Raw genomic sequence first — 19623 nt, forward strand, 5'->3', positions numbered from 1 at the left:
AACCGGAAGAGAGAAGGACGATGAGTAACGTCCCCGAGTTGATTTGGCGCAACGGGAAGGTGCGGCCGTGGGAGGAAGCCACGGTCCACGTCACCGCCGAGACCGCGATGCGGGCGGTGAACGTCTTCGAGGGCCTGCGCGGCTACCGGCAGCCGGACGGCCGCCTCGCCGTCGTCCGGCTGGACGCCCACCTGGAGCGTTTGGAAACCTCCGCCGCCCTGATGCATATCCCCCACCCCGGCCTCGCCGCCGAACTGCGCGACGGCATCGTGCAGTTGCTGGCTGCGCTCGCCCCCCAGGGCGACGTGTACGTGCGTCCGTCGGTGTACGTGGACACCGGCCGCTACACCGCGGACCGCACCGAGATGACCACCGGCACGATCGTCACCTGCTTCCCCGCCCCAGCGCGGCCGGTGGAGCCGATGCGGTGCATCGTCAGCAGTCGGCAGCGGATCGCGGACGACGCGCTGCCGACCGCCGCGAAGACCGGCGCCGCGTACTCCGGATTCCGCCTGGCCCGCCTGGAGGCGCTGGAGAAGGGCGCGGACGAGGCGATCCTGCTCAACCAGCACGGCAACGTCGCCGAGACGGGCGGCGCCGCCGTGTTCGCCGTACGGCACGGCCGGATCAGCACGCCGCCGCTCACGGACGGCATCCTGCCCAGCATCACCCGCGCCACCGTGCTGGCGCTGGCGGAGCGGCTCGGTATCCCGGCCGCCGAGCAGTCTCTGACCCCCGGCGACCTGCACGGCGCCGACGAGGTCTTCGTCACCGGCACCCTGGACGAGGTCCGCATCGTCGGCCAGGTCGACGGCTACCGCCCTCGCCACGATGACCACCCGATCGGCAGCGCGCTGCGCGAGGAGTACCTGGCGATGTGCACCGGCACCCGGCCCGCGCTCGACGCCTCTTTCCTGGAGGTGCTCGCGTGACGACCCCGAAGGCCGTGCTGTTCGACATCGGGATGACCTTCATCCATCCCAGCGGACAGGTGATGAGCGAGGAACTCGCCGCCGTCGGCGCACCCGGCGTCGGCGCGAAGATCGCCGAAGCCGCGCTCGCCACCGCCGCCGAGGCCCACCACCTCGATTTCCCGCAGGGACTGAGCCGGCCGGAGAAGGTCGGCGCGGTCTGGGGGAGCTGCTGGGTGTCGGAGCGGAGACCGGCCGCCGCGCCTGGCGGCGCTGCACCGACCGCACCGACCTGTACCGCGACCTCGACCCGGACGCGGTCGCGGTACTCCGCGAGATCTGCGGGCGGGGCCTGGCGGTGGCGGCGGTCTCCAACTCGGACGGCACCCTCACGGAGGAACTCGCCCGCTTCGGCCTGCTCGACTTCTTCGACGTGGTCGCGGACTCGACCCTCACCGGCGTCGAGAAGCCGGAGCCCGGGATTTTCGCCTCCGCCCTCGGCCGGCTCGGCTGCGCGCCCGCAGACGCCCTGTTCGTCGGGGACGGCCTGATCAACGACATCTTCGGCGCGCTGCGGGCCGGCATCGCCTCCACCGTCCTCTACGACCGCCATCAGGTGTACCGCGAACTGCCCGTCCCGGTGATCACCGCCCTGCCCCAGCTCCTGGACCACCTGCCCGCAGCCTGAGCAACTTCCGCAAGAAGGAGGAGGTACAGCATGCATGTCGGCCTGGTCAGCACCACCTACCGCCCGCGCCGCGGCGGTATGGAGACCCACGTCATCACCCTCGCCGAACACCTCACCGCAGCCGGCCACGAGGTGACCGTCCTCACCAACCGCGACTCGCCGGACCAGCCCGCCACCACCTTGGAAAACGGAGTGCGGGTCCTGCGCGGCGGCGCGCTGCTCCAGCCGCCGGACCCCAACGCGGTGCCGTGGGAGCGCGGCCTGTTCGCCGCCCTGGACGACTTCGCCCCGCTCCTCGACGCACCGCCGGACGTCGTCCACACCCACACACAGGCCGCGTTGCTGCTGACGCACATGTCCGGCCTCGCCCAGACGGCGCCCGTCGTCGCTTCCTTCCATGAGACCCGGCCCGAGACGGAGCCGGGCGGGTGGCCCCGCTCCCGCTTCGTCGCCAGGACCTGCACGCCCACGCTGGTCCTCGCCGGCAGTCGTGCCTTCGCCCGGCAGGCCGAGGGCTTCGGCTACCCCGCCGAGCGCATCCGCACCGTTCACCTCGGCGTACGCCACCGGCCGCGCGTCCACGACCGCCGAGTGGCCCGGCACTTCCTCGCGCAGGCCGCGGGCGTGCCCACCGACGGCCTGCTGATCGCCCTCACCGGCCGCTACACCCCCCGCAAGGCCCAGCACCGGCTCCTGGACGCCTTCGAGCTGATGGCCACCCGCGCCGACTGCCGAGTGGTCCTGTTCGGCTCCACCAACGGCTCCGACGCCGCCTACCTCCGGTACACCGCCGAACGCGCCGCCCGGCACGGCGACCACGTCACCCTCCTGACCGACCGGAGTGACGAGGTACGCGACCTGCTCGCCGAGGCCACCGACCTGGTCACCCAGCCCAGCACCGCCGAAGGACTCGGGCTCGCCGTCATCGAGTTCATGCAGCACGGCGCCCCGGCCGTCGTCAGCGACATCGACGGCCTCGACGAGGTGGTCACCCCCGACACCGGCCGACTCGTCGACACCACCGACCCCGCCACCTACGCCACCGCGCTGGACGAACTCGCCGCCTTCCCCACCCTGCGGGCCCACACCGGCCGGGCCGCCGCCGACCGCGCCACCCACAACTTCGGCATGGCACGCTGCGTCGCCCACACCGTCTCCGCATACAGCGAGGCGATCAACACCGCCCGCCCCCTCGTCGGAGCGGCCCATGTCTGAGCAGCGGCTGCCCACCCTCGGAGTCTGGGGCCCAGCCCCGCGCGACAAGAGCGGCGTCGCCGGGTACATCACCCAGTCCCTGCCCCACCTCGCCCCGCACTTCACCACCCGCCGGATCGCCGACCCCGGCACCGACCCGGCCGCCTTCGACCACGTCCTCTACCACCTGGGCAACAACACCCTCCACCACGGCGCCTTCCGCGCGCTGGCCGCCCGGCCCGGAACGATCCTGCTCCACGAGTACAACAACCTCGACTACTACTACGAGGCGTGGGACCTGCTGCCCGCCGCCGAGCAGCGGGCCGTCCTGACTCGGATCTCCACCGCCGTCGGCGCCCGCCTGGACACCCGGGCGGCCATGGAGCGGTACTTCGCCGACCACCCGCACGTCGACCGATACAGCCTCAACGCCCACATCGAGGACCTGGCGATCGAAGCGGCCACCCGCGTCCTGGTCCACTCCCCGCTGCTGGCCGAGCACCTCGCCGACCGCCATCCGGCCGCCGACATCCGCCACCTGCCCTTCCCCGTGCACCCGCTCACCCCCGTGCCCGGCACCAGGGCCCGCCACGGCCTGCCCGAGCAGGCGTTCATCTTCGCGACCTTCGGATTCCTCGGCGCATACAAGCGAATTCCCGTGATCCTCGACGCCTGGCGGAGCTGGACCGACCGCCCCGCCGACGCCGTGCTCCTGCTCGCCGGTGAGGCCCGTGACGGCCTCACCGTCCCGGACGACCCCACTGTCCGTCACACCGGATACCTCACTGACGCCGAGTTCGACGCTCTGTTGCTCGCCGCGGACTGCGGCATTCAGCTGCGCGGACCCTGGTTGGGCGAGACCTCCGGCCCGGCCAGCGCACTGATCGCCCACGGGCGCCCGACGATCCTCAGCGACATCCCGGGCATGCATCCACGCCGCCCCGCACAGATTCACCTGACCGTCGGCCAGAGCGAACGCGAGAGAGCCGACCTGATCGACGCGATGCGCACCCAGTACCGCCGGCCGCGCGCACCAGCCGCCTACGACCCCGCGTTCTCCTGGCTCACGTGGGGCGAGCACATCGCTGCCGCGCTGACGGGAAGCCCCCGGTGATGCTCCTGGGCGGGGCCCCGTACTGGTCGCGCGGCCTCGTCCCCGCCGTGGACCAGGCCGCCGCCCGCCTGCTGAGCACCTGGCCCGGCACCGGCATGGCCTGCCCGGAAAACGTACGGCGCAAGGCGGACGGCACGCTCGTCTCCGCCGCCGACACCGACGCCGAACAGATCCTCGTCAAGGCGATCACCCACCTCGACCCCACCGGCGTGATCCTCACCGAGGAGGACCCCGCCACCCACCAGGCCAACCCCAATCACCGCGCACTGACCTGGTACATCGACCCCCTCGACGGCACCCGTCAGTACCTCGACGGTTCCGCCGACTTCGCCATCCTCGTCAGCGCCTGGCGCGGTCAGGTGCCGGAGTTCTCCATCGCCTCCTTCCCCGCCGCGGGCGTCCTCGCCATCGCCGACCGCGACCAGGCGACGTTCCGGCCCGCCCCGCAACCGCCCGACCAGCCACCCGTCCACGCCTGCTACTTCGAGCCGGCCGCACTGCGCGAGCGCCTGCCCGCCCGGCACCCGCTGCTGGTCGACGCCTTCGAGTCCACCCGAGCCCTCACCGAAGTGGCCCGGGGCACCGCCGCCGGAGCCGTCGCCGAGATGTGCGGTCACCGGGCGTGGGACATCGCCGCCCTGTGCCACCTGATCACCGCCACCGGCTGCCACATCACCGACGAGCACGGCCGTCCGGTCCGCTTCGAGGGCCCCGACGTCACCGCTCGCTACCTCGTCGCCGCCGACACCCGAGACCTGCACTCCCTCCTGCTGAACACCTTGGAGTCCACGCTGTGAACGACACCGCCCTCGTAGCCGCTCCCGACGACTGGGCCGACCGCTTCTTCGACCCCGGCTTCGAAGCGACCTTCCGCGCCCTCGGCAAGTACGACAGCACCGAAGCCGACCTCGACGTCCTCTGCGCGAAGGAGTTCATGACCCCGGGCACTCGGGTCCTCGACATCCCCTGCGGCTTCGGCCGGCACACCGGCCCCCTTGCCGTCCGCGGACTCCACGTCACCGGCGTCGATGCGTCGCCCCATCAGATCGCCCGCGCCCGCGTTCTTCACCCCGGCGCAGACTTCCACCAGGCCGACATGCGCAACCCGCCGCCCGGCAAGTTCGATGTCGTCCTCAACCTGTGGACCAGCTTCGGCTACCTCGACACCGACGCCGACGACCTCGCCGCCCTCACCGCCTGGGCAGGCGCCCTCAAGCCCGGCGGCCACCTCGTCATGGAGCTGACCACCCGCGAGCGCGCCGAGCACGAGAACCGGCACGGCACGGAACCCATCAGCACCAAATCCGTTACGCAGGGCGGAGTCACCGAGAGCGCCTGGTACGACTGGGAGGCCAAGTACGCCCACGTCACTTACACCCGGCCCGGCTGGGCCGCAACCTGCCGCACCCGCATGTACTCCCGACCCGAACTCGAAGATCTCCTGCACCAGGCCGGATTCGCCGCCGTCTCCTTCGCCGGGGACTTCACCGGCGGCCCCGTCCGGGCCGAGAACCGCACCGTCGTCACCGCCATCACCCGGAGCACGCCGTGATCACCCGCCGAGACGCCAGCAGTATCACCGCCGACGCCGAGAACCAGCTCCTCGCCGCCCGCGGACTCACCCCCGCCGACCTGATCGCCGCCGGCACCGAGGCCCGCGTCTACGCCCTCGGCCACGACCGAGTCCTCAAGGTCTACGCCGATCCCGACCAGCTCGGTGCGCTGGGGACCATCGCCGACCTCTACCGGCGCTTCGACCGCACCAGCGTCCCCTTTGCCCTGCCCGATATCCAGAACATCGAGCAGCACGGCCCCCTGCTGGCCGTCACCGAGACCCGCCTGCCCGGCACCCCCATGGGCGAGGCCCTCGACCTCACCGACCCGACCACCGAACACACCTACCTCGGCGCCGTTCGCGACTTCACCGGCCTGCGTCTGAGCACCCCACTCGATCGGCGCATGCTCCTCGCCCCCGACCCGGCCCACCGGAACGAGGACTGGAACGCCTTCCTGCTCCGCCTCCTCCTGCACAAGCTCCCGAAAGTCCTCACCCATCTGCGTCACGACGTCCCGGCCGTCGACAGAACCACCGACCTGCTCACCGCGCGACTCGCCCGCCCCTACGACGGCCCCGAAGGCGTCATCCACGGCGACCTCTACCCGGACAACATCCTTGTCGCAGACGGCCACATCTCCGGCATCATCGACTTCGGCACCTTCACCCTGCTCGGAGACCCGCTCTACGACCTCGCCGGAGCCTGCGCGTACTACCGGATGTACGACGACGACCGCGTCGAGGTTCGAAACCGCCTGCTGGCCGCCGCCGCCCAAGAACTCCCCGCCGACCGGCGCGACGACCTCGCCGACTACCTGCACACGATCGCCCTGCTCAGCTGCGACCTCTACCCCGAGCAGGACAAGCACATCCGCGACACCGGCCACTGCCAATGGGCCGCCAACGTGCTCAACACCCCCACCGACTGGAGGGACCGATGACCAGCTTCCTCCCCGAACCCGATCCGGAGGCCGGCAACTGGCTCCCGCCCGCAGAGTTCATCGCCACCCTCCCCCGGGCAACCGTGTACGCCTCCCTCTACATCACCGACCAGCACGGTCGGCCGGTGCTGCTCAACTCCTCGGTCTACAAGCCCGACAAGGGCCAGATCTGGCAGTTCCCCGGCGGCCAGATGGACCCGCATGAGACCCCACGCCAGGCTGCGATGCGCGAGACCATACAGGAGACCGGCCTGACGCTGCAGTGTGGCCGACTGCTGGCCGTTCACTACCTCCCGCCCGAACCGACCTGGCCCGCGAACAAGTTCGGCCTTGTCTTCGACGGCGGCCCACTCAGCCCCGAGCAGCTCGCGGCGATTCGTCTGGACCCTGCCGAGCACAGCGAATGGGACGCCCGCCCGGTGGAGGACTGGAGCGACGTGCTCAACCCCCGAAGCCTCGACCGCCTCCGCCAGGTCGCCGCTTCCGCCGGCTCCGGCACGACGGCCTACATCGAGCACGGCGAATGCGGGTTCGTCGACTACATCTGACGGCCGAGAGACGGAGTTGTCCGAGCGCCTGGCCCCCGGAACGTGGACGGTACGGCGTCGCGCGTCGTACGCGTACGCGGGCGGGTGGCGTGGCCCGAATCTTGCGGAGGGTGGCCCTTGGGCCACTCGTGAGGGAGTGGGGGCGGTCCGATGCTGAAGGAGTGAATCCGACGATCGAGAGCACCCGCGCCGCCGCCACCGGGCGGCCCAACGCCCCGGACGCGCCCAGCCGTTGGCGTATTCACCGGGCCTGGATCGTCGCCGCCGTCACCTTTGTGACGATCATCGGCGGCGCCGCCTTCAACTCGCTGCCCGGCCTGCTCTTCGACCCGCTCCAGGACGACTTCGGCTGGTCGCGCGGGGAGATCGGGTTCGCCGTCTCCATCGACATGGCGCTGTACGGGCTCACCGCGCCGTTCGCCGCCGCGCTGATGGACCGGTTCGGTATCCGCCGGGTCGTCGCGGTGGCGCTCACCGCGATCGCGGCCGGGGCGCTGGCCAGCGTGTGGATGACGGCCGCGTGGCAGCTGATGCTCTACTGGGGGGTCCTGGTCGGCCTCGGCACCGGATCGATGGCGCTGGCGTTCTCCGCGACCGTCACCGACCGCTGGTTCACCACCCGGCGCGGCCTGGTCACCGGGATTCTGACCGCCGCCGGGGCCTCCGGGCAGCTGGTCTTCCTGCCGCTGTGCGCGTGGATCGTGGAGGAGCACGGCTGGCGTCCCGCGTCGGTGACCGTGGCGCTCGCGGCCCTGGTCGTCGTCCCGTTCGTGTGGCTGCTGATGCGCGACCACCCGGCCGACGTGGGGCTCGCCCCGTACGGCGGGGAGTACGTCGAGAAGCCCGCGCCCGCGCGCGGCGCGGCCGGCCGGGCCGTACGGGTCCTGTTCGACGCGGCGCGCGGCGGACCGTTCTGGCTGCTGGCCGGGTCCTTCGCGATCTGCGGCGCCTCCACCAACGGCCTCATCCGTACGCACTTCGTGCCCTCGGCGCACGACCACCACATGCCCGCCACCGTCGCGGCCTCGCTCCTCGCGGTCATCGGGATCTTCGACATCATCGGCACGGTCTTCTCCGGCTGGCTCACCGACCGCTTCGACGCCCGTCGGCTGCTGGCGGTCTACTACGCGCTGCGCGGCGTCTCGCTGCTGTTCCTGCCGATCCTGATGCAGGCCACCGTCGAGCCCCCGATGGTCTTCTTCATCGTCTTCTACGGCCTGGACTGGGTCGCCACCGTCCCGCCCACCCTGGCCCTGTGCCGGGAGCAGTACGGCGAGGACAGCGCGGTCGTCTTCGGCTGGGTGCTGGCCTCGCACCAGGTGGGCGCCGCGCTGGTGGCCTTCCTGGGCGGCGTGGCGCGGGACGTCTTCGGGACGTACGACGTCGTCTGGTACGCGGCCGGCGCGCTGTGCGCGGTCGCCGCGCTGATGGCCCTGGTCATCCGCCACCCCCGCCCGCAGGCCGCCGCCGCGCGCGAGTGAGAACGCGTGCGAGGGGGCTCGCATGACGAAGAACACCGCGGGGGACGCGCGCGAGCCGTCCGTCTGGTCGGGGCGCTCGATCGTCGCCGGGGCCGCCGCGCTGTTCGTGGGAACCGCCCTCGCCGCAGAGGTGGCCGGCTTCGCCCAGCTTGCCGCCGAGACGCCCGCGCCGCCGGACGGGTTCGGCGGGATGCTGCTCGTCCTGCCGTTCCTGTCCTGCTTCGGGGTGCCGTTCGCGTTGCTGGCGAGCCTGCTGGTGGTGCTGCCCGTGGTGTGGGCGGCCCGCCGGGTGGGCGACCGGGCGGCCGGGCGGGACGCCTGGTGGTGGGTGCCCGCCGTCGCCGTGCTCCCCGCGGTCCTGGTCACGGCCGCCGCCGGCCTCGCCCCGCGTCCGGGCCCCGGCGACCTGGCGCTGGTCTGGCTGACGGCCCAGTCGCTGCTCACCGGCGCCGCCCTCTGCGCGCGCGACGCCGCACTGCACGGCGGCCGGCTTCTGCGCGTCCTGGGGTACGGAGGGCCGGCCGCGACGGCCGTCTTCGGCGTCGGCGCCCTCGCGTACGGGACCGGGCTGGTCACCGAGTACAGCCCGCCGAAGGCGACCGCCGCCCAGCTCGCCGGAACCTGGCGCGACGGACACGGCGGCACGCTGTGGCTGTCCGCAGACGGCACCGCCCGCGCCGAACGGCTGACGGACCACGACGCCGCGTACGAGGACCACGAGGACCACGCGGACACCGGCTCCGACCGCTACCGCTGCACGGGAACCGGCCGGTGGACGTACGAGCCCGGCGACTCGAACACCTGGGACCAGCGCCTGGAACTGACCGTCGGGGAGTGTGCGTTCAACGCCGACGCGTGGTCGATCGGCGGTACTCCGGGCCACCTGAAGCTCCTTCAGGAGTACGGGGACATCGACGACCCCCACTGGTACACCCTCACCCGCTGACGGTCAGCGGCCGGACCGGGCCGAGCGCCGGGCTATCCGCTTCGCGATCTTCCGCGCGTCCCGGGCCAGTTCGCGCAGCATGCCGCTGATCGGGTTGGTGAAGCCGGTGAAGTAGAGGCCGGGGGCCTGCTTCGGGGCGCGGGTGCCGCGCACCCGCGGGCGGCCCCGCTCGTCCAGCACCCCGAGGTGGCCGACCAGCGGTTCGAGGCCCCGCAGATAGCCGGTCGCCGCGATCACGACGTCCGGGGTGGCGCGCGTGCCGTCCGCCAGGACCACCGCGTCCCCGTCGAACGACTCGACGGCCGCCACCGGTTCGACCCGGCCGCGCTTCACGGCGTCCACCAGGCCGACGTCCAGGACCGGCACCGCGCCCTGCCTGATCCGCGCGTGCAGGGCCGTGTCCGGCCGGGGCAGGCCGTACGCCGACAGGTCGGGCGTGGCGACCCGGGCCATCAGACGCCCGGCCCGGTTCACCAGGAACGCGGGCATCCGGCGTATCAGGATGCCGTTGGCCTGCGAGGGCCAGCCCAGCGTGGAGCGCCGTACGACGAACGGCGCGGTGCGCACCGCGAGCCGTACCCGCTCCGCCCCGCCCTCCACCAGATCGACGGCGATCTCCGCACCCGTGTTGCCGACGCCGACGACCAGCACGTCGCGCCCGGCGTACGGGGCGGGGGAGCGGTACTGCGCGGCGTGCAGCAGCTCGCCGGTGAACTTCTCGCGGCCCGGCCAGTCCGGCAGCTTCGGGGTGTGGTTGAACCCGGTGGCCACGACGACGGCCCGGCCGGTCAGCTCACGGCCGCCGCTCGCGCTCAGCCGCCACCCGCTGCCGTCCGCCGCCGGGTCCACGCGGGAGACCTCGACGCCGGTCACGACCTCCAGCTCATGGTGCTCGGCGTACTTCTCCAGGTAGCGCACCACGTTGTCGCGGGCGACCCAGCGGCCGAACTTCCTGGGCATCGGGAGGCCGGGGAGCGCGGACCAGCGCCGGGTGGTGTGCAGGCGCAGCCGGTCGTAGTGGTTGCGCCAGGACGCGCCGACGTCCCCGGACTTCTCCAGCACGACGGCCCGGACGCCCCGCGCGCGCAGGGCGGCGGCGGTGGCCAGTCCGCCGGGGCCGCCGCCGATGACGTAGACGGGGCGGTCCTCGGTGAGGTCGGTGGGGGTTGCGCTGTCGGCCATGCTTCGGAGCGTAATCGCGTGACTCCTTGATGGGTATCGGTCAAGACCTGAATCGGTTGCGAATTGGTCACGCCGGGCGGCGGGCGCGGTACGTGCGGACCGGACCGGGGCGGTACGTACGTGTGGCAGGGGTCACCCCGCCGCCCGGCGCGGCCGGTGGCACGCTGGGAGCTCCTGATCCGTACGGCCGCGAGGGACGCATCCGGTCAACTACCCGGCTCTGAAGGGCCGGGCTTGGAGGTAGAGCCCGACTGGCTGCCGGGTGGACTCCTCCGTCCAGCACCCTATGAGGGTGCGGGGGCGTGTGACTCCGCCCCGCTTCGCCACAACTCCAGCGCTCGCGCGCGGACGTTGCGGGAGGCATTGCGGTCGGCGTGATCAACGAATCCGCACGACCGGCACGCGAACCGTCCCTGAGAGACACGGTTCAGCTTGTCCGTGTACCCGCACTCCGCGCACATGCGGGAGGTGTGGGCGGGGTCGACGAACAGCACGGGTACCCCGGCGCGACGCGCCTTGTACTCGACAAACTGTCCGAGCTGGGCGAAGGCCCAGGAGTGCAGCGCGACCCGTTGGGGCTTTCTCAGCCGTACCCGTTGGCGGATACCGGCAAGGTCTTCCATGCCGATCCCGCGCCCGGTGCGTTCGGCCTCGGTCACGATGCGCTTGGCGATGATGTGGTTGGCCTCGGTCGCCTTGCGCCGCTCCTTGCGGCACTGCCGCTTGAGGACCCGCTTGGCTGACTTGGTGCCTTTCTTCTGGAGCTTGGCCCGCAGGGCGAGCTGACGCTTGCGGTAGCGGTTCAGCTCACGTCCGGCGTGGATCTTCCCGTCGGATGTGGTGGCGATGTTGACGATGCCGAGGTCCACACCGAGGAAGTCGGTCGGCTCGTACCGCTCGGCCTCGGGAATCTCGCACGTGGCGATGAGGAACCACATGCCGTCGCGGTGGACAAGATCGGACTCACCCTTGCGGTGCTCGGCCAGGAGCTTGCGGGCCTGCCCGGAACAGGCGAACCGCACCCCGCGCACGCGCCCGGACGTGGTCCAGATGGACACGGTCTGCTCGTCCACCTGCCAGGACAGACACCGGTCGTCGTACGGCTGCGCGGCACCGGGCCGGAAGACGACCTGCTTCGATTCGGCCCCGGCCCGGCGCTTCGACCCCGGCTTGCCGAGATTCCCCGCCCGGATGTTCGCCCGCAGGGCACTGTAGGCATCGGCGACCTTCCGCAGCACGTGCAGCGCGGGCTGAGCCGACAGGCCCCGGTCTTTCAAGTCGCGGTAGGCAAAGCCCTGCAACGCCTTACGCGAGGTCTCGCCCCGCCGGTGCGCCTCACCGGAAAGCCAGTTCGCCGCATCGTTCGCCGTGCGCAGGGTCACCTCAAGCGCCGACGCCACCTCCGGCGACGGTATGAGCCTGACCTGCACCACGACCTTCACGCGGATCACCGTAGCAGCGTGTCTATGTCACCGAGATGGGAATCAGACCCGGACATCCGCAAGGGTCGTAGTGTTGTCCACACCCTCCACGTGCATCTGGTCTTCGTCCCGAAGTACCGGCGCGGTGTCTTCACCGACGAGATCCTGGCCAGGTGCGAAGAGATCATGCGGGAGGTGTGCGCCAAGGCGAACGCCGAGCTGCGCGAGTTCAACGGGGAACGCGACCACGTGCACCTGCTGATCCACTACCTGCCGCAGGTCAGGTTGTCCGCCCTGGTCGGCTCCCTCAAGGGCGTCTCCGCGCACTACCTGCGCAAGGAGTATGCCGACCACATCCGAAAGCATCTGTGGGGCGAGCACTTCTGGTCCCCGCCTCACCGTCCGCCCCCTCTGAACCTCACCGTCCGCCGCTGCCGGGGTTCCGCGTCCGCCGCAGCCACGGGCCGAACTCGCTGTCCAGGACCAGCCGTCCGAGCTTGCGGTACTCCGCCAGCACCGCGGTGACCAGCTGGTCCGTGTCCAGCGGGCGGCCCGAGTCCGCCGCCTGGTACGCGGCGGTCACCGCGCACGCCCGGATCGAGCCGCCCGTCAGCTCGAACCGCTCCGCGCACGTCGGCAGGTCCAGGTCCGGGGCGCGGGGGATCTCCGTACCGAGGCAGCGTTCCCACAGGGCGAGCCGCTGTTCGGCGTTGGGCACGGGGAAGTCCGCGACCACGTCCAGCCGGCGGGTGAACGCCTCGTCCAGGTTGGCCCGCAGGTTCGTCGTGAGGACGGCGATGCCGTCGAAGGACTCGATGCGCTGGAGCAGATAGGCCGACTCCACGTTGGCGTGCCGGTCCTGCGCGTCCTTGACCTGCGAGCGCTTCCCGAAGACGGCGTCCGCCTCGTCGAACAGCAGCACCGCGTTGACGTCGGACGCCTCCGTGAAGATCCGCTCCAGGTTCTTCTCGGTCTCCCCGACGTACTTGTCCACCACGGACGACAGGTCCACGACGTACAGCTCCATGCCCAGGTCCGCCGCGATCACCTCCGCCGACATGGTCTTGCCCGTCCCGGACTCCCCGGCGAACAGTGCGACGATCCCGCGCCCCCGGCCGCCGCCCGGCCGCATCCGCCACCGGCCCAGCACCTGGTCGCGGTGGCGGGCGCGCAGCGCCAGGTCGGACAGCTGGCGGCGGGTCGCCGGGGGCAGCACCAGGTCGTCCCAGCCGACCGCGGGCTCGATGCGGCGGGCGAGCCGGGCCAGCCCGGCCCCGTTCTGCGCGCGTACGGCCGTGCGCAGGTCGCCCGCGGCGACCGGGCGGCCCTCCAGGGCGGCCAGCCGGGACGCCACGGTGGCGGCGCGGCGGATCTGCGCACTGTCCAGCCGGTACGCGCGGATGGCGTCCACCAGTTCGGCGTCGTCGCCGGCGGACCCGGTGCCGACAGCCGTCCCGTCGTCGGCACCCGCGCCCACCCCCGCGCCCATGCCCATGCCCGCGCCCGCGTCGGCGAGTGCGCCGCGCCAGCGCCGTATCGCGTCGGCCGGGTCCGCCGGGGCGACCGGGATCGTCACCGGGCTCTCGGCCGCCCACAGCGGGTCCCAGTTCTTCTTCCCGTACAGCAGCAGCGGCGCCCCGCCGCCGGCCGCCGCGCACAGGGCGCCGAGCAGCGCGGCGCCCTTGGGCCGCTCCGGGGCGAGGGTCTCCAGCGGGCCCAGGACGAGCCCGGCGCCGCTCAGCCGCGCCTCGGTCGCCAGGACGCGCACGGCCAGGTCCGGTTCGGACGCCGCCGCCAGCGCGGCCGCGTCCACGACGAGCGGGCGCAGCCCGGCCGCGGCGAGCGCGCCCGCGGCGAGGCGGGCCGGGTCGCCGCCCCGGTCCAGGAGGTGCACGAGACCGCTGCCGGTGCCGGCCGCCGCCGCGACGCGCCGGGTCACCGGGCAGCCGCCGGGCCCGTCCGGCCCGTCCGGCGGCGCGGCCACCCGCACCAGGCCGTGCGCCCGCGCGTCCACCTCGTCGTCGCCGAGCAGATGCGCGGTGACCCGGTCCGGGACGCGCAGCACCCGCGACAGCAGCGGGCGTTCGGGCTCCAGGATCTCCACCAGACCGGCCGCGACGAGCGGCGCGGACGGCGAGAACCGGAACCGGCCGGGGCCCGCGCCGGGCAGGCCGCACAGTTCGAGGGCCAGGCCGATCGTGGCCCGGCGCCGGGTCAGGTCGTCGTTGAGATAGCCGTACAGCCGCTCGAACCGGGCGTCGATGTCCGGGGCCATGGCGACCAGCAGGAGATCGACGTCGGGCCCGGCCAGACCGAACCGGGCCACCAGCGCGCCGATTCGGCCACCCTCCGGCGACGGCCCCGGGTCCTGCGGCCCGTATCCGGGGACGGGCCGGAACGCGTCGCGCGAGTCCAGCACCCGTTCGGCGGCGGCGGGCGTGAGGTACTGCCCCAGGAACGGATCGTCCGGCTCCGGATCGACCTCGCGGCGCAGGGCGACCGCGATCCGCACCCGCCGCTCGACCTCCCCGAGCCGCGCCCAGAGTTCGGCGACGGCCGCGTCCGGCCCGTCGAGCCCGGCGGGCGTCTGCTGTACGGCGGTCACCGGGTGCCGCCTCCGTACAGGTCGCCGCGTACGGTCCTCATCGCAACCCGCTCCCGCTCCCGCTTCCGCCCCCGCGCCTGCGCCGGCCCGGCGGCAACTGCCGTTCGCGTTCGGCCGCGAAACCCTCGCCCCGCCGGTCCGGCGCGCCGTTCTCGTAGCGCAGCCGGCGGCCCGGGTCGGTCGCCTCGCCGTCCACGGCGGCGGCCGTGCGCACCACCAGGCCCTCCGTGACCGGCGGCCCGACCGGTTCCAGCTCGCCGGAGAGCGGCGCCCAGACCCGCAGGTCGATGGCGGCCTTCAGCTCGCCGCCCAGCGCCGACCACACGTCCACCGTGGAGGGGCGGTCGCCCGAACCGGCCGACGCGGCCTCCATCTCGACCGTGAGGCCGAGTTCGGCGAGGCTGCCCGTGAGCATCCGCTCGGGAAGCGCGCTCGTCCGGATCAGACAGCGCAACACCTCGGAGAGCAGCCGGTGTTCGTCCTGGGGGCGGTTGGTCCAGGCGGTCACCAGGTACGTCAGCTCGAACCAGCGGGCGGGTGCGCGGCGGCCGGTGACGACGCCCTCCCCGTCGTACTCCTCGGCCGTGCCGCTGCGGCGGCGCGCCGCGTCCTCGCGGATGCCGTACAGGAACACGCTCACCGTGGGGGCGTTGCGCCGCGCCGACCAGTCCTTTGTCGGGGCGTCGAAGACCAGCTCGACGCCGCTGTCCTGGAGTCCGGCGTCGACCAGCAGCAGCCGCAGCCCCTCGTCGACCTCGTGGATCACCGGCGCCCCATCTCGTCCGGCGGCACCAGGTTGCCCGTGACCACCAGGAAGTCCGTGTCCACCGGCGAGAAGCCGGGGCCGGACGCGATGATGGTGCGCGGCCCGGTCCGGTCCTTGACCATGATCAGCAGCTGGGCGATGAACGTCCCGTCACCGGCCGGCCGGGTGGGCGCGGCGGCGGCCGTGATGCCGGGCTTCCAGGTGAGTTTCACCGGCACACCGGGCGGGAAGTCCTTGCCGCGCACCGAGGTCACGAAGCCGGGCTTGCCGACCTCGGGCACGGACACGATGCGCGGCTGGAGGATGCGCAGCGGGATGCGCGAGACGTTGTCGCCCCGGTCCGCGTCGGTGCCGCTGGTGGTCAGGGTCGCGGTGATGGTGGTGCGCAGGGCGCGGTCCGGGGCGAGCACCACCCGCAGCACCGACGAGGCGCCCGGCGCCAGGTCGGCCAGCCCGCACACCCCGCCCGAGCAGCCGGCCGGGAGCGTGTCCACGGGGATGCGGGCGGGCAGCCCGAGCCGCAGCCGCAACCCGGTCGCCACGGCGTTCTTCCCGTTGCGCACGGTGTACGTCACCACGACGCGTCCGCCGACGTAGCCGGGGCTCGGCTGCGCCCGTACGACGACGCCGGGTCCGGCCTCGGGTTCGGGCGCGGGCGGTTCGGCGGGCGGCTGGGGGGCGGGCGGCCGGGGTGTCGGGAACGTGGGCGGGTCGGCCGGTCCGGGGGTGGGCGCGGGCGGCCGGGGTGTGGTGCGGACCCGGACGTCCGTGCCGGTGGCGTTGTCGGTGGGGTTCGGGTCGAGGACGGTGCCGGTGACGGACCAGCCGAGCTGCCAGGGGCCGTCCGTGACGCCGGTGAGCCGTGCGGTGATCTCCACCCGGGCGCCGGGTTCGAGGAGCCCCAGGTCGCAGGTCGGCGTCCCCGCGTCGCAGGTGCCCCGGGTGCTGGTCAGCTCCTCCAGGCGGACGCCCGGCGGGAGGTCGGCGACGAACGTGGTGCCGGGCGAGGGGGCCGGGCCCCGGTTGGTGACGGTGACGGTGACGTCCACCGATGAGCCGCTCTCCACGGCGGGGAGGGTGGGCGGCGCGGTGACCGTCAGGTCCACCTTCCACTGGAACGCCGGCTCCTTCTGGCGGCCGGGCAGCTCCGCGGTGAGCGGGGTCAGGGTGCCGGTCGCCAGGTCGAGCTGGGACAGCTGCTCGGGGGAGTTCGGCGCCCTGCCCCGGCGGTGGCTGAGGACCAGCCGGGAGGCGTCCGGCGACCAGGCCACGTCACGCGGCTGGTACGGGCCGGTCGTCTCGACGTCCGGGATCTTCGCGCCGCACGCGGCGGGGTCGTCGCGCCGGTCGGACGGCAGCACGACCCGGCAGTTCTCGCCCTTGGGCGAGGTGACGACGACACTGGCCCGCTGGTTGATCTGGTCGGCGCGGTCCTTGCGGTTGAAGGCGATGGAGGCGCCGTCCGGCGAGAACGCGGGGCTGTCGTCGATGACCTTGCACTCGCCGGGGCAGGCGGTGGCGCTGAGGTCGTGCTGGTCGGCCAGGTCGCCCACCGGGGCCGTCCAGACGTGCTTGATGCCGCCGAGGCCCCGGATCACCTGGTTGCGGGTGAAGGCGATCAGGGTGCCGTCCGAGGACCAGGCGGGCTGCGCGTCGGAGCCCTGCACCTGGTCCGCGGGCGGGACGACCCGGCCGGTGACGCGGCCGGTGGCCCGACCGGTGTCGACGTCCGCGATCAGTACCCGGCTCGTGCGGACGCCGTCCGCGCCTGGTGTGGAGCGCGTGAACACCAGCCGGGTGCCGTCGGGTGAGAACGCGGGGTCGGTGTCCCAGTCGCTCGGGCCCCGCCCCAGGTCCAGCGCCTTCGCGTGCTCGCCCTCGGTGTCGGTGAGCCAGATCCGCTGGATGCGCTGCCCGTTGTCCGTCTCGAACCGGGTCACGGCGATCTGCCGTCCGTCCGGGGTGTACGTCTGCCGCTCGGTCCAGGGGTCGTAGCCCTCGCCCGGATGGAACAGCGGGTCGTCGGCGGGGTCGTCGCTGGTGTTGTCCTTGGCCTTCGGGTCCTCGCGCAGCACGTCGAGCCGGAGGTCGCGGGGGTCGGAGCCGTCCTGCCGCATGTCCTGGAGGGTGACGAGCGCGGCGTCCTTCGTGGTACGGCGGGTGACGACCGGGACCGGGGCGCCGGCCGGCCCGAGCACCGCCGGCGGCCCGACCTCGCGGTCCTCGTCGAGGACCATCTTCGGGTCGGGGCCGCCGATGGACGTGAGCCGGTAGACGTGGTCGTAGACGGAGCACCCGCAGTCCGTGTTCGGGCTGAGGAAGTACAGCCCCTCGCCGTCCGGCAGCCAGGCCGCCGACCGGGTGCCCCAGTCGGCGCCGAGGCCGGCGAAGACCTCACGCCCCTTCCCCGCCTCGTCCGAGACCCGCAGCCGGTGGCCGGTGTCCGTGTCGGAGGTCGGCTCGACGTGCAGCGTGTAGACGACGCGGGACCGGTGGGCGGCGTCGTTCAGCGGGTTCCACTCGGGCTCGTCCGCGTCGCCCTGCGTGCTGTCGCTGAGGCAGGTCACCGGGCCGCCGGCCAGGTCGCGTGCGTAGACCTGGGTACCGGGCTCGGGGCCGCCGTCGCTCGCGTACGCGATCCGCTTGCCGTCCGGGGAGAGCGTCGGGGACGTCTCGTTCGCGGCCGTGTCCGTCAACCGCTGCGGCTCGCCGCCGGTCACCTTCACCGACCACAGGTCCCGCTGCCCGGTGTCGTCGGCGGAGTCGAACACCACCGTCTGCCCGTCCACCGACAGTTCGGGGTGCGCGGCGTCCATGCCGGAGGTCAGCCTGCGTACGTCGCCCTTCGCGTCGCGTACGTACACCTGCGGCCGCAGTTCGTCGCGCAGGCTGGTGAAGACGAGTACGTCCCCGCGCCCGTACGGGTCCTGGTCGTAGTGGGCGGGCCCGGAGGTGAACAGGTCCTCGGTCACCTTCTCCGGCGTGGCCTTGCCCAGGCTGCGGTGGCCGGTCCCGGCGAACACGATCCGTCCGGTGTCCGGAGCCTTCGTGTCCGACGCGGCGGCGGCCGGCTGCGCGGCCTGCGGTGCGGATACGGACCCCGCCACGAGCAGCGGCGTCAGCAGCACCAGCGCACCCCCGAGCCGCCGCCACCGGGCACTCCTCGCCGGGCCAGCAGGACCGCCCACGGTCCACCTCGCAGTCTGTGTCGATGGATCTCCACATCGAGCATCACCCCCAAGGGGGCGAGGGAACAGGGCCCGCGGTACCGGGGACGGGGAAGAACGGCTGCCCTTTGCGGCTCCGCGCCTCCCCGCCCCGGCCACCGAGGGGGCAACGACGGCTGCCTCCCCGGTGCCCCGGTCCGGTGTGTGTGTCAGATGAGGCCGTGGCGCATCGCGTAGCCCACCGCGTGTGCCCGGTTGCGCAGGTTGAGTCTGGTCGCGACCTCGTGCAGCACGTTCTTGACGGTGCGTTCGGAGTACGAGGTCTTCTGGGCGATCTCCGCCGTGCCGTAGCCCTCCGACACCAGCCGGATCATCTCCGCCTCACGCGTCGTGAGCGTGGACAGGGAGAGCCCCCTCGGGTCCAGGACCGAGCGGTGCAGGCTGCTGACGTGGTCGATGAGCTTGCCGAGGAGGTCGCCGGGAAGGACCCCCTCGCCCTTCGCGACGGCCGTCACGAGATGCACGAGGCGGTCCTGGTCGGCCTCGCCGCGCCGCAGCACGGCCGCGACCCCGTACTCGATCAGGGTCTGCAGGGCGCCCGCCTCGAAGTAGCCGACGACCAGGCCGGTGCGGGTCGCGGTGTTGCGCTGGAGGCGGTGCAGGAGCTGCACGGCCGGTTCGTTCACCATGTCCACCACGACGAGGGAGACCTGGGCGCGGTCCGCCTCCTCGTCCGGTACCAGCTCGATCTCCGGGCGCTGGCGCAGCTGCTGCACCACCCCGGTCCGCAGTATCAGGTCCTCCGCGTACACCGCGACCGCGATCCGGCCGAGTGCGGGGGCGTGCGGGGCGGGTGCGGGGAGTTCGGGCGGCGAGAGGGCGCGCAGGCCCGCCGCCTCCTTCGTCGTCATGTCTGTCGTGATGGTCGTCATGTGCTCGTCCTTCTGGGCCGCTTCCGTCGCTGTCCGTTCCGTCCGGTGCCGTACGCGTTCGTCCGGTGTGCGCAGGGCGACCGGGCCCGGGGATGCGGTGCGGGCATCCGGCGCGGGTGTGCCGCCGGGGCACCGCGCGTGCCCGCACATTGCCCTCGCGCCCCTGCTGCCG

16 protein-coding genes and 1 pseudogene are annotated in these 19623 nt (G+C 73.0%); 11 read left to right on the forward strand and 6 right to left on the reverse strand.

All coding sequences use genetic code 11. The features are described 5' to 3' along the window. Positions 1–20: 20 nt before the first annotated feature. The 10 genes from DNK56_RS20935 to DNK56_RS20980 all read left to right on the forward strand — a co-directional run bounded on the left by DNK56_RS20935 (position 21) and on the right by DNK56_RS20980 (position 9378). Positions 21–932 (forward strand): aminotransferase class IV, encoded by a 912-nt coding sequence (locus DNK56_RS20935; RefSeq protein ID WP_111337020.1) that lies wholly within the window; start codon positions 21–23, stop codon positions 930–932. After that, on the forward strand, positions 832–1599 hold the full coding sequence (locus DNK56_RS36490; protein ID WP_111337021.1) for an HAD family hydrolase: 768 nt from the start codon (positions 832–834) through the stop codon (positions 1597–1599). The genes DNK56_RS20935 and DNK56_RS36490 overlap by 101 nt, the downstream gene beginning before the upstream one ends. 30 nt (positions 1600–1629) lie before the next feature. Continuing rightward, a complete protein-coding gene (locus DNK56_RS20945; RefSeq protein WP_111337022.1) occupies positions 1630–2814 on the forward strand; it encodes a glycosyltransferase family 4 protein in 1185 nt (394 codons plus the stop codon). Next, entirely contained in the window at positions 2807–3907 is a 1101-nt protein-coding gene (locus tag DNK56_RS20950) for a hypothetical protein (protein WP_111337023.1), read from the forward strand. Before DNK56_RS20945 ends, DNK56_RS20950 begins: the two co-directional genes overlap by 8 nt. Then, complete coding sequence (locus tag DNK56_RS20955; protein ID WP_111337024.1) at positions 3907–4704, forward strand: inositol monophosphatase family protein; 798 nt, start codon at positions 3907–3909, stop codon at positions 4702–4704. Before DNK56_RS20950 ends, DNK56_RS20955 begins: the two co-directional genes overlap by 1 nt. Beyond that, positions 4701–5459 carry a class I SAM-dependent methyltransferase gene (locus tag DNK56_RS36495; protein ID WP_111337025.1) on the forward strand — a complete coding sequence of 253 codons (759 nt, stop codon included), beginning with the start codon at positions 4701–4703 and terminating at the stop codon, positions 5457–5459. The genes DNK56_RS20955 and DNK56_RS36495 overlap by 4 nt, the downstream gene beginning before the upstream one ends. Beyond that, a complete protein-coding gene (locus tag DNK56_RS20965; protein ID WP_111337026.1) occupies positions 5456–6403 on the forward strand; it encodes a phosphotransferase family protein in 948 nt (315 codons plus the stop codon). The genes DNK56_RS36495 and DNK56_RS20965 overlap by 4 nt, the downstream gene beginning before the upstream one ends. Then, entirely contained in the window at positions 6400–6951 is a 552-nt protein-coding gene (locus tag DNK56_RS20970) for an NUDIX domain-containing protein (RefSeq protein WP_158558494.1), read from the forward strand. The genes DNK56_RS20965 and DNK56_RS20970 overlap by 4 nt, the downstream gene beginning before the upstream one ends. Positions 6952–7112: 161 nt before the next feature. After that, entirely contained in the window at positions 7113–8432 is a 1320-nt protein-coding gene (locus DNK56_RS20975) for an MFS transporter (protein WP_446750409.1), read from the forward strand. A 22-nt stretch (positions 8433–8454) separates the two neighbouring features. Then, the gene (locus DNK56_RS20980; protein WP_111337028.1) at positions 8455–9378 is read left to right on the forward strand and encodes a hypothetical protein; all 924 of its coding nucleotides are present in this window, start codon (positions 8455–8457) and stop codon (positions 9376–9378) included. 3 nt (positions 9379–9381) lie between these two features. On the opposite strand, the gene DNK56_RS20985 is transcribed toward DNK56_RS20980, so the two are convergent. Together DNK56_RS20985 and DNK56_RS20990 are read right to left on the reverse strand one after the other, a co-directional pair. Beyond that, positions 9382–10560: a flavin-containing monooxygenase gene (locus DNK56_RS20985; protein ID WP_111337030.1), complete on the reverse strand. Its 1179-nt coding sequence runs from the start codon at positions 10558–10560 to the stop codon at positions 9382–9384. Between the two features lie 284 nt (positions 10561–10844). Further along, positions 10845–12002: an RNA-guided endonuclease InsQ/TnpB family protein gene (locus tag DNK56_RS20990; RefSeq protein ID WP_111337032.1), complete on the reverse strand. Its 1158-nt coding sequence runs from the start codon at positions 12000–12002 to the stop codon at positions 10845–10847. Positions 12003–12026: 24 nt separating this feature from the next. Between DNK56_RS20990 and tnpA the strand changes: the two are divergent. Continuing rightward, positions 12027–12380, forward strand: a pseudogene (gene tnpA, locus DNK56_RS20995) (IS200/IS605 family transposase); the annotation flags it as partial. Positions 12381–12399: 19 nt separating this feature from the next. Here the strand turns inward: tnpA and DNK56_RS21000 are convergent. The 4 genes from DNK56_RS21000 to DNK56_RS21015 form a co-directional block, all read right to left on the reverse strand. Further along, positions 12400–14586 carry an ATP-binding protein gene (locus DNK56_RS21000; protein ID WP_111337033.1) on the reverse strand — a complete coding sequence of 729 codons (2187 nt, stop codon included), beginning with the start codon at positions 14584–14586 and terminating at the stop codon, positions 12400–12402. A gap of 37 nt (positions 14587–14623) precedes the next feature. After that, entirely contained in the window at positions 14624–15352 is a 729-nt protein-coding gene (locus DNK56_RS21005) for a DUF4255 domain-containing protein (protein ID WP_111337035.1), read from the reverse strand. Continuing rightward, complete coding sequence (locus DNK56_RS21010) at positions 15349–18540, reverse strand: DUF11 domain-containing protein (RefSeq protein WP_111337037.1); 3192 nt, start codon at positions 18538–18540, stop codon at positions 15349–15351. Before DNK56_RS21010 ends, DNK56_RS21005 begins: the two co-directional genes overlap by 4 nt. 188 nt (positions 18541–18728) lie before the next feature. Next, positions 18729–19451: a helix-turn-helix transcriptional regulator gene (locus DNK56_RS21015; RefSeq protein ID WP_111339437.1), complete on the reverse strand. Its 723-nt coding sequence runs from the start codon at positions 19449–19451 to the stop codon at positions 18729–18731. Between the last annotated feature and the right edge of the window lie 172 nt (positions 19452–19623).

It is taken from the genome of Streptomyces sp. AC1-42W (assembly GCF_003248355.1).
Classification (GTDB): Bacteria; Actinomycetota; Actinomycetes; order Streptomycetales; family Streptomycetaceae; genus Streptomyces.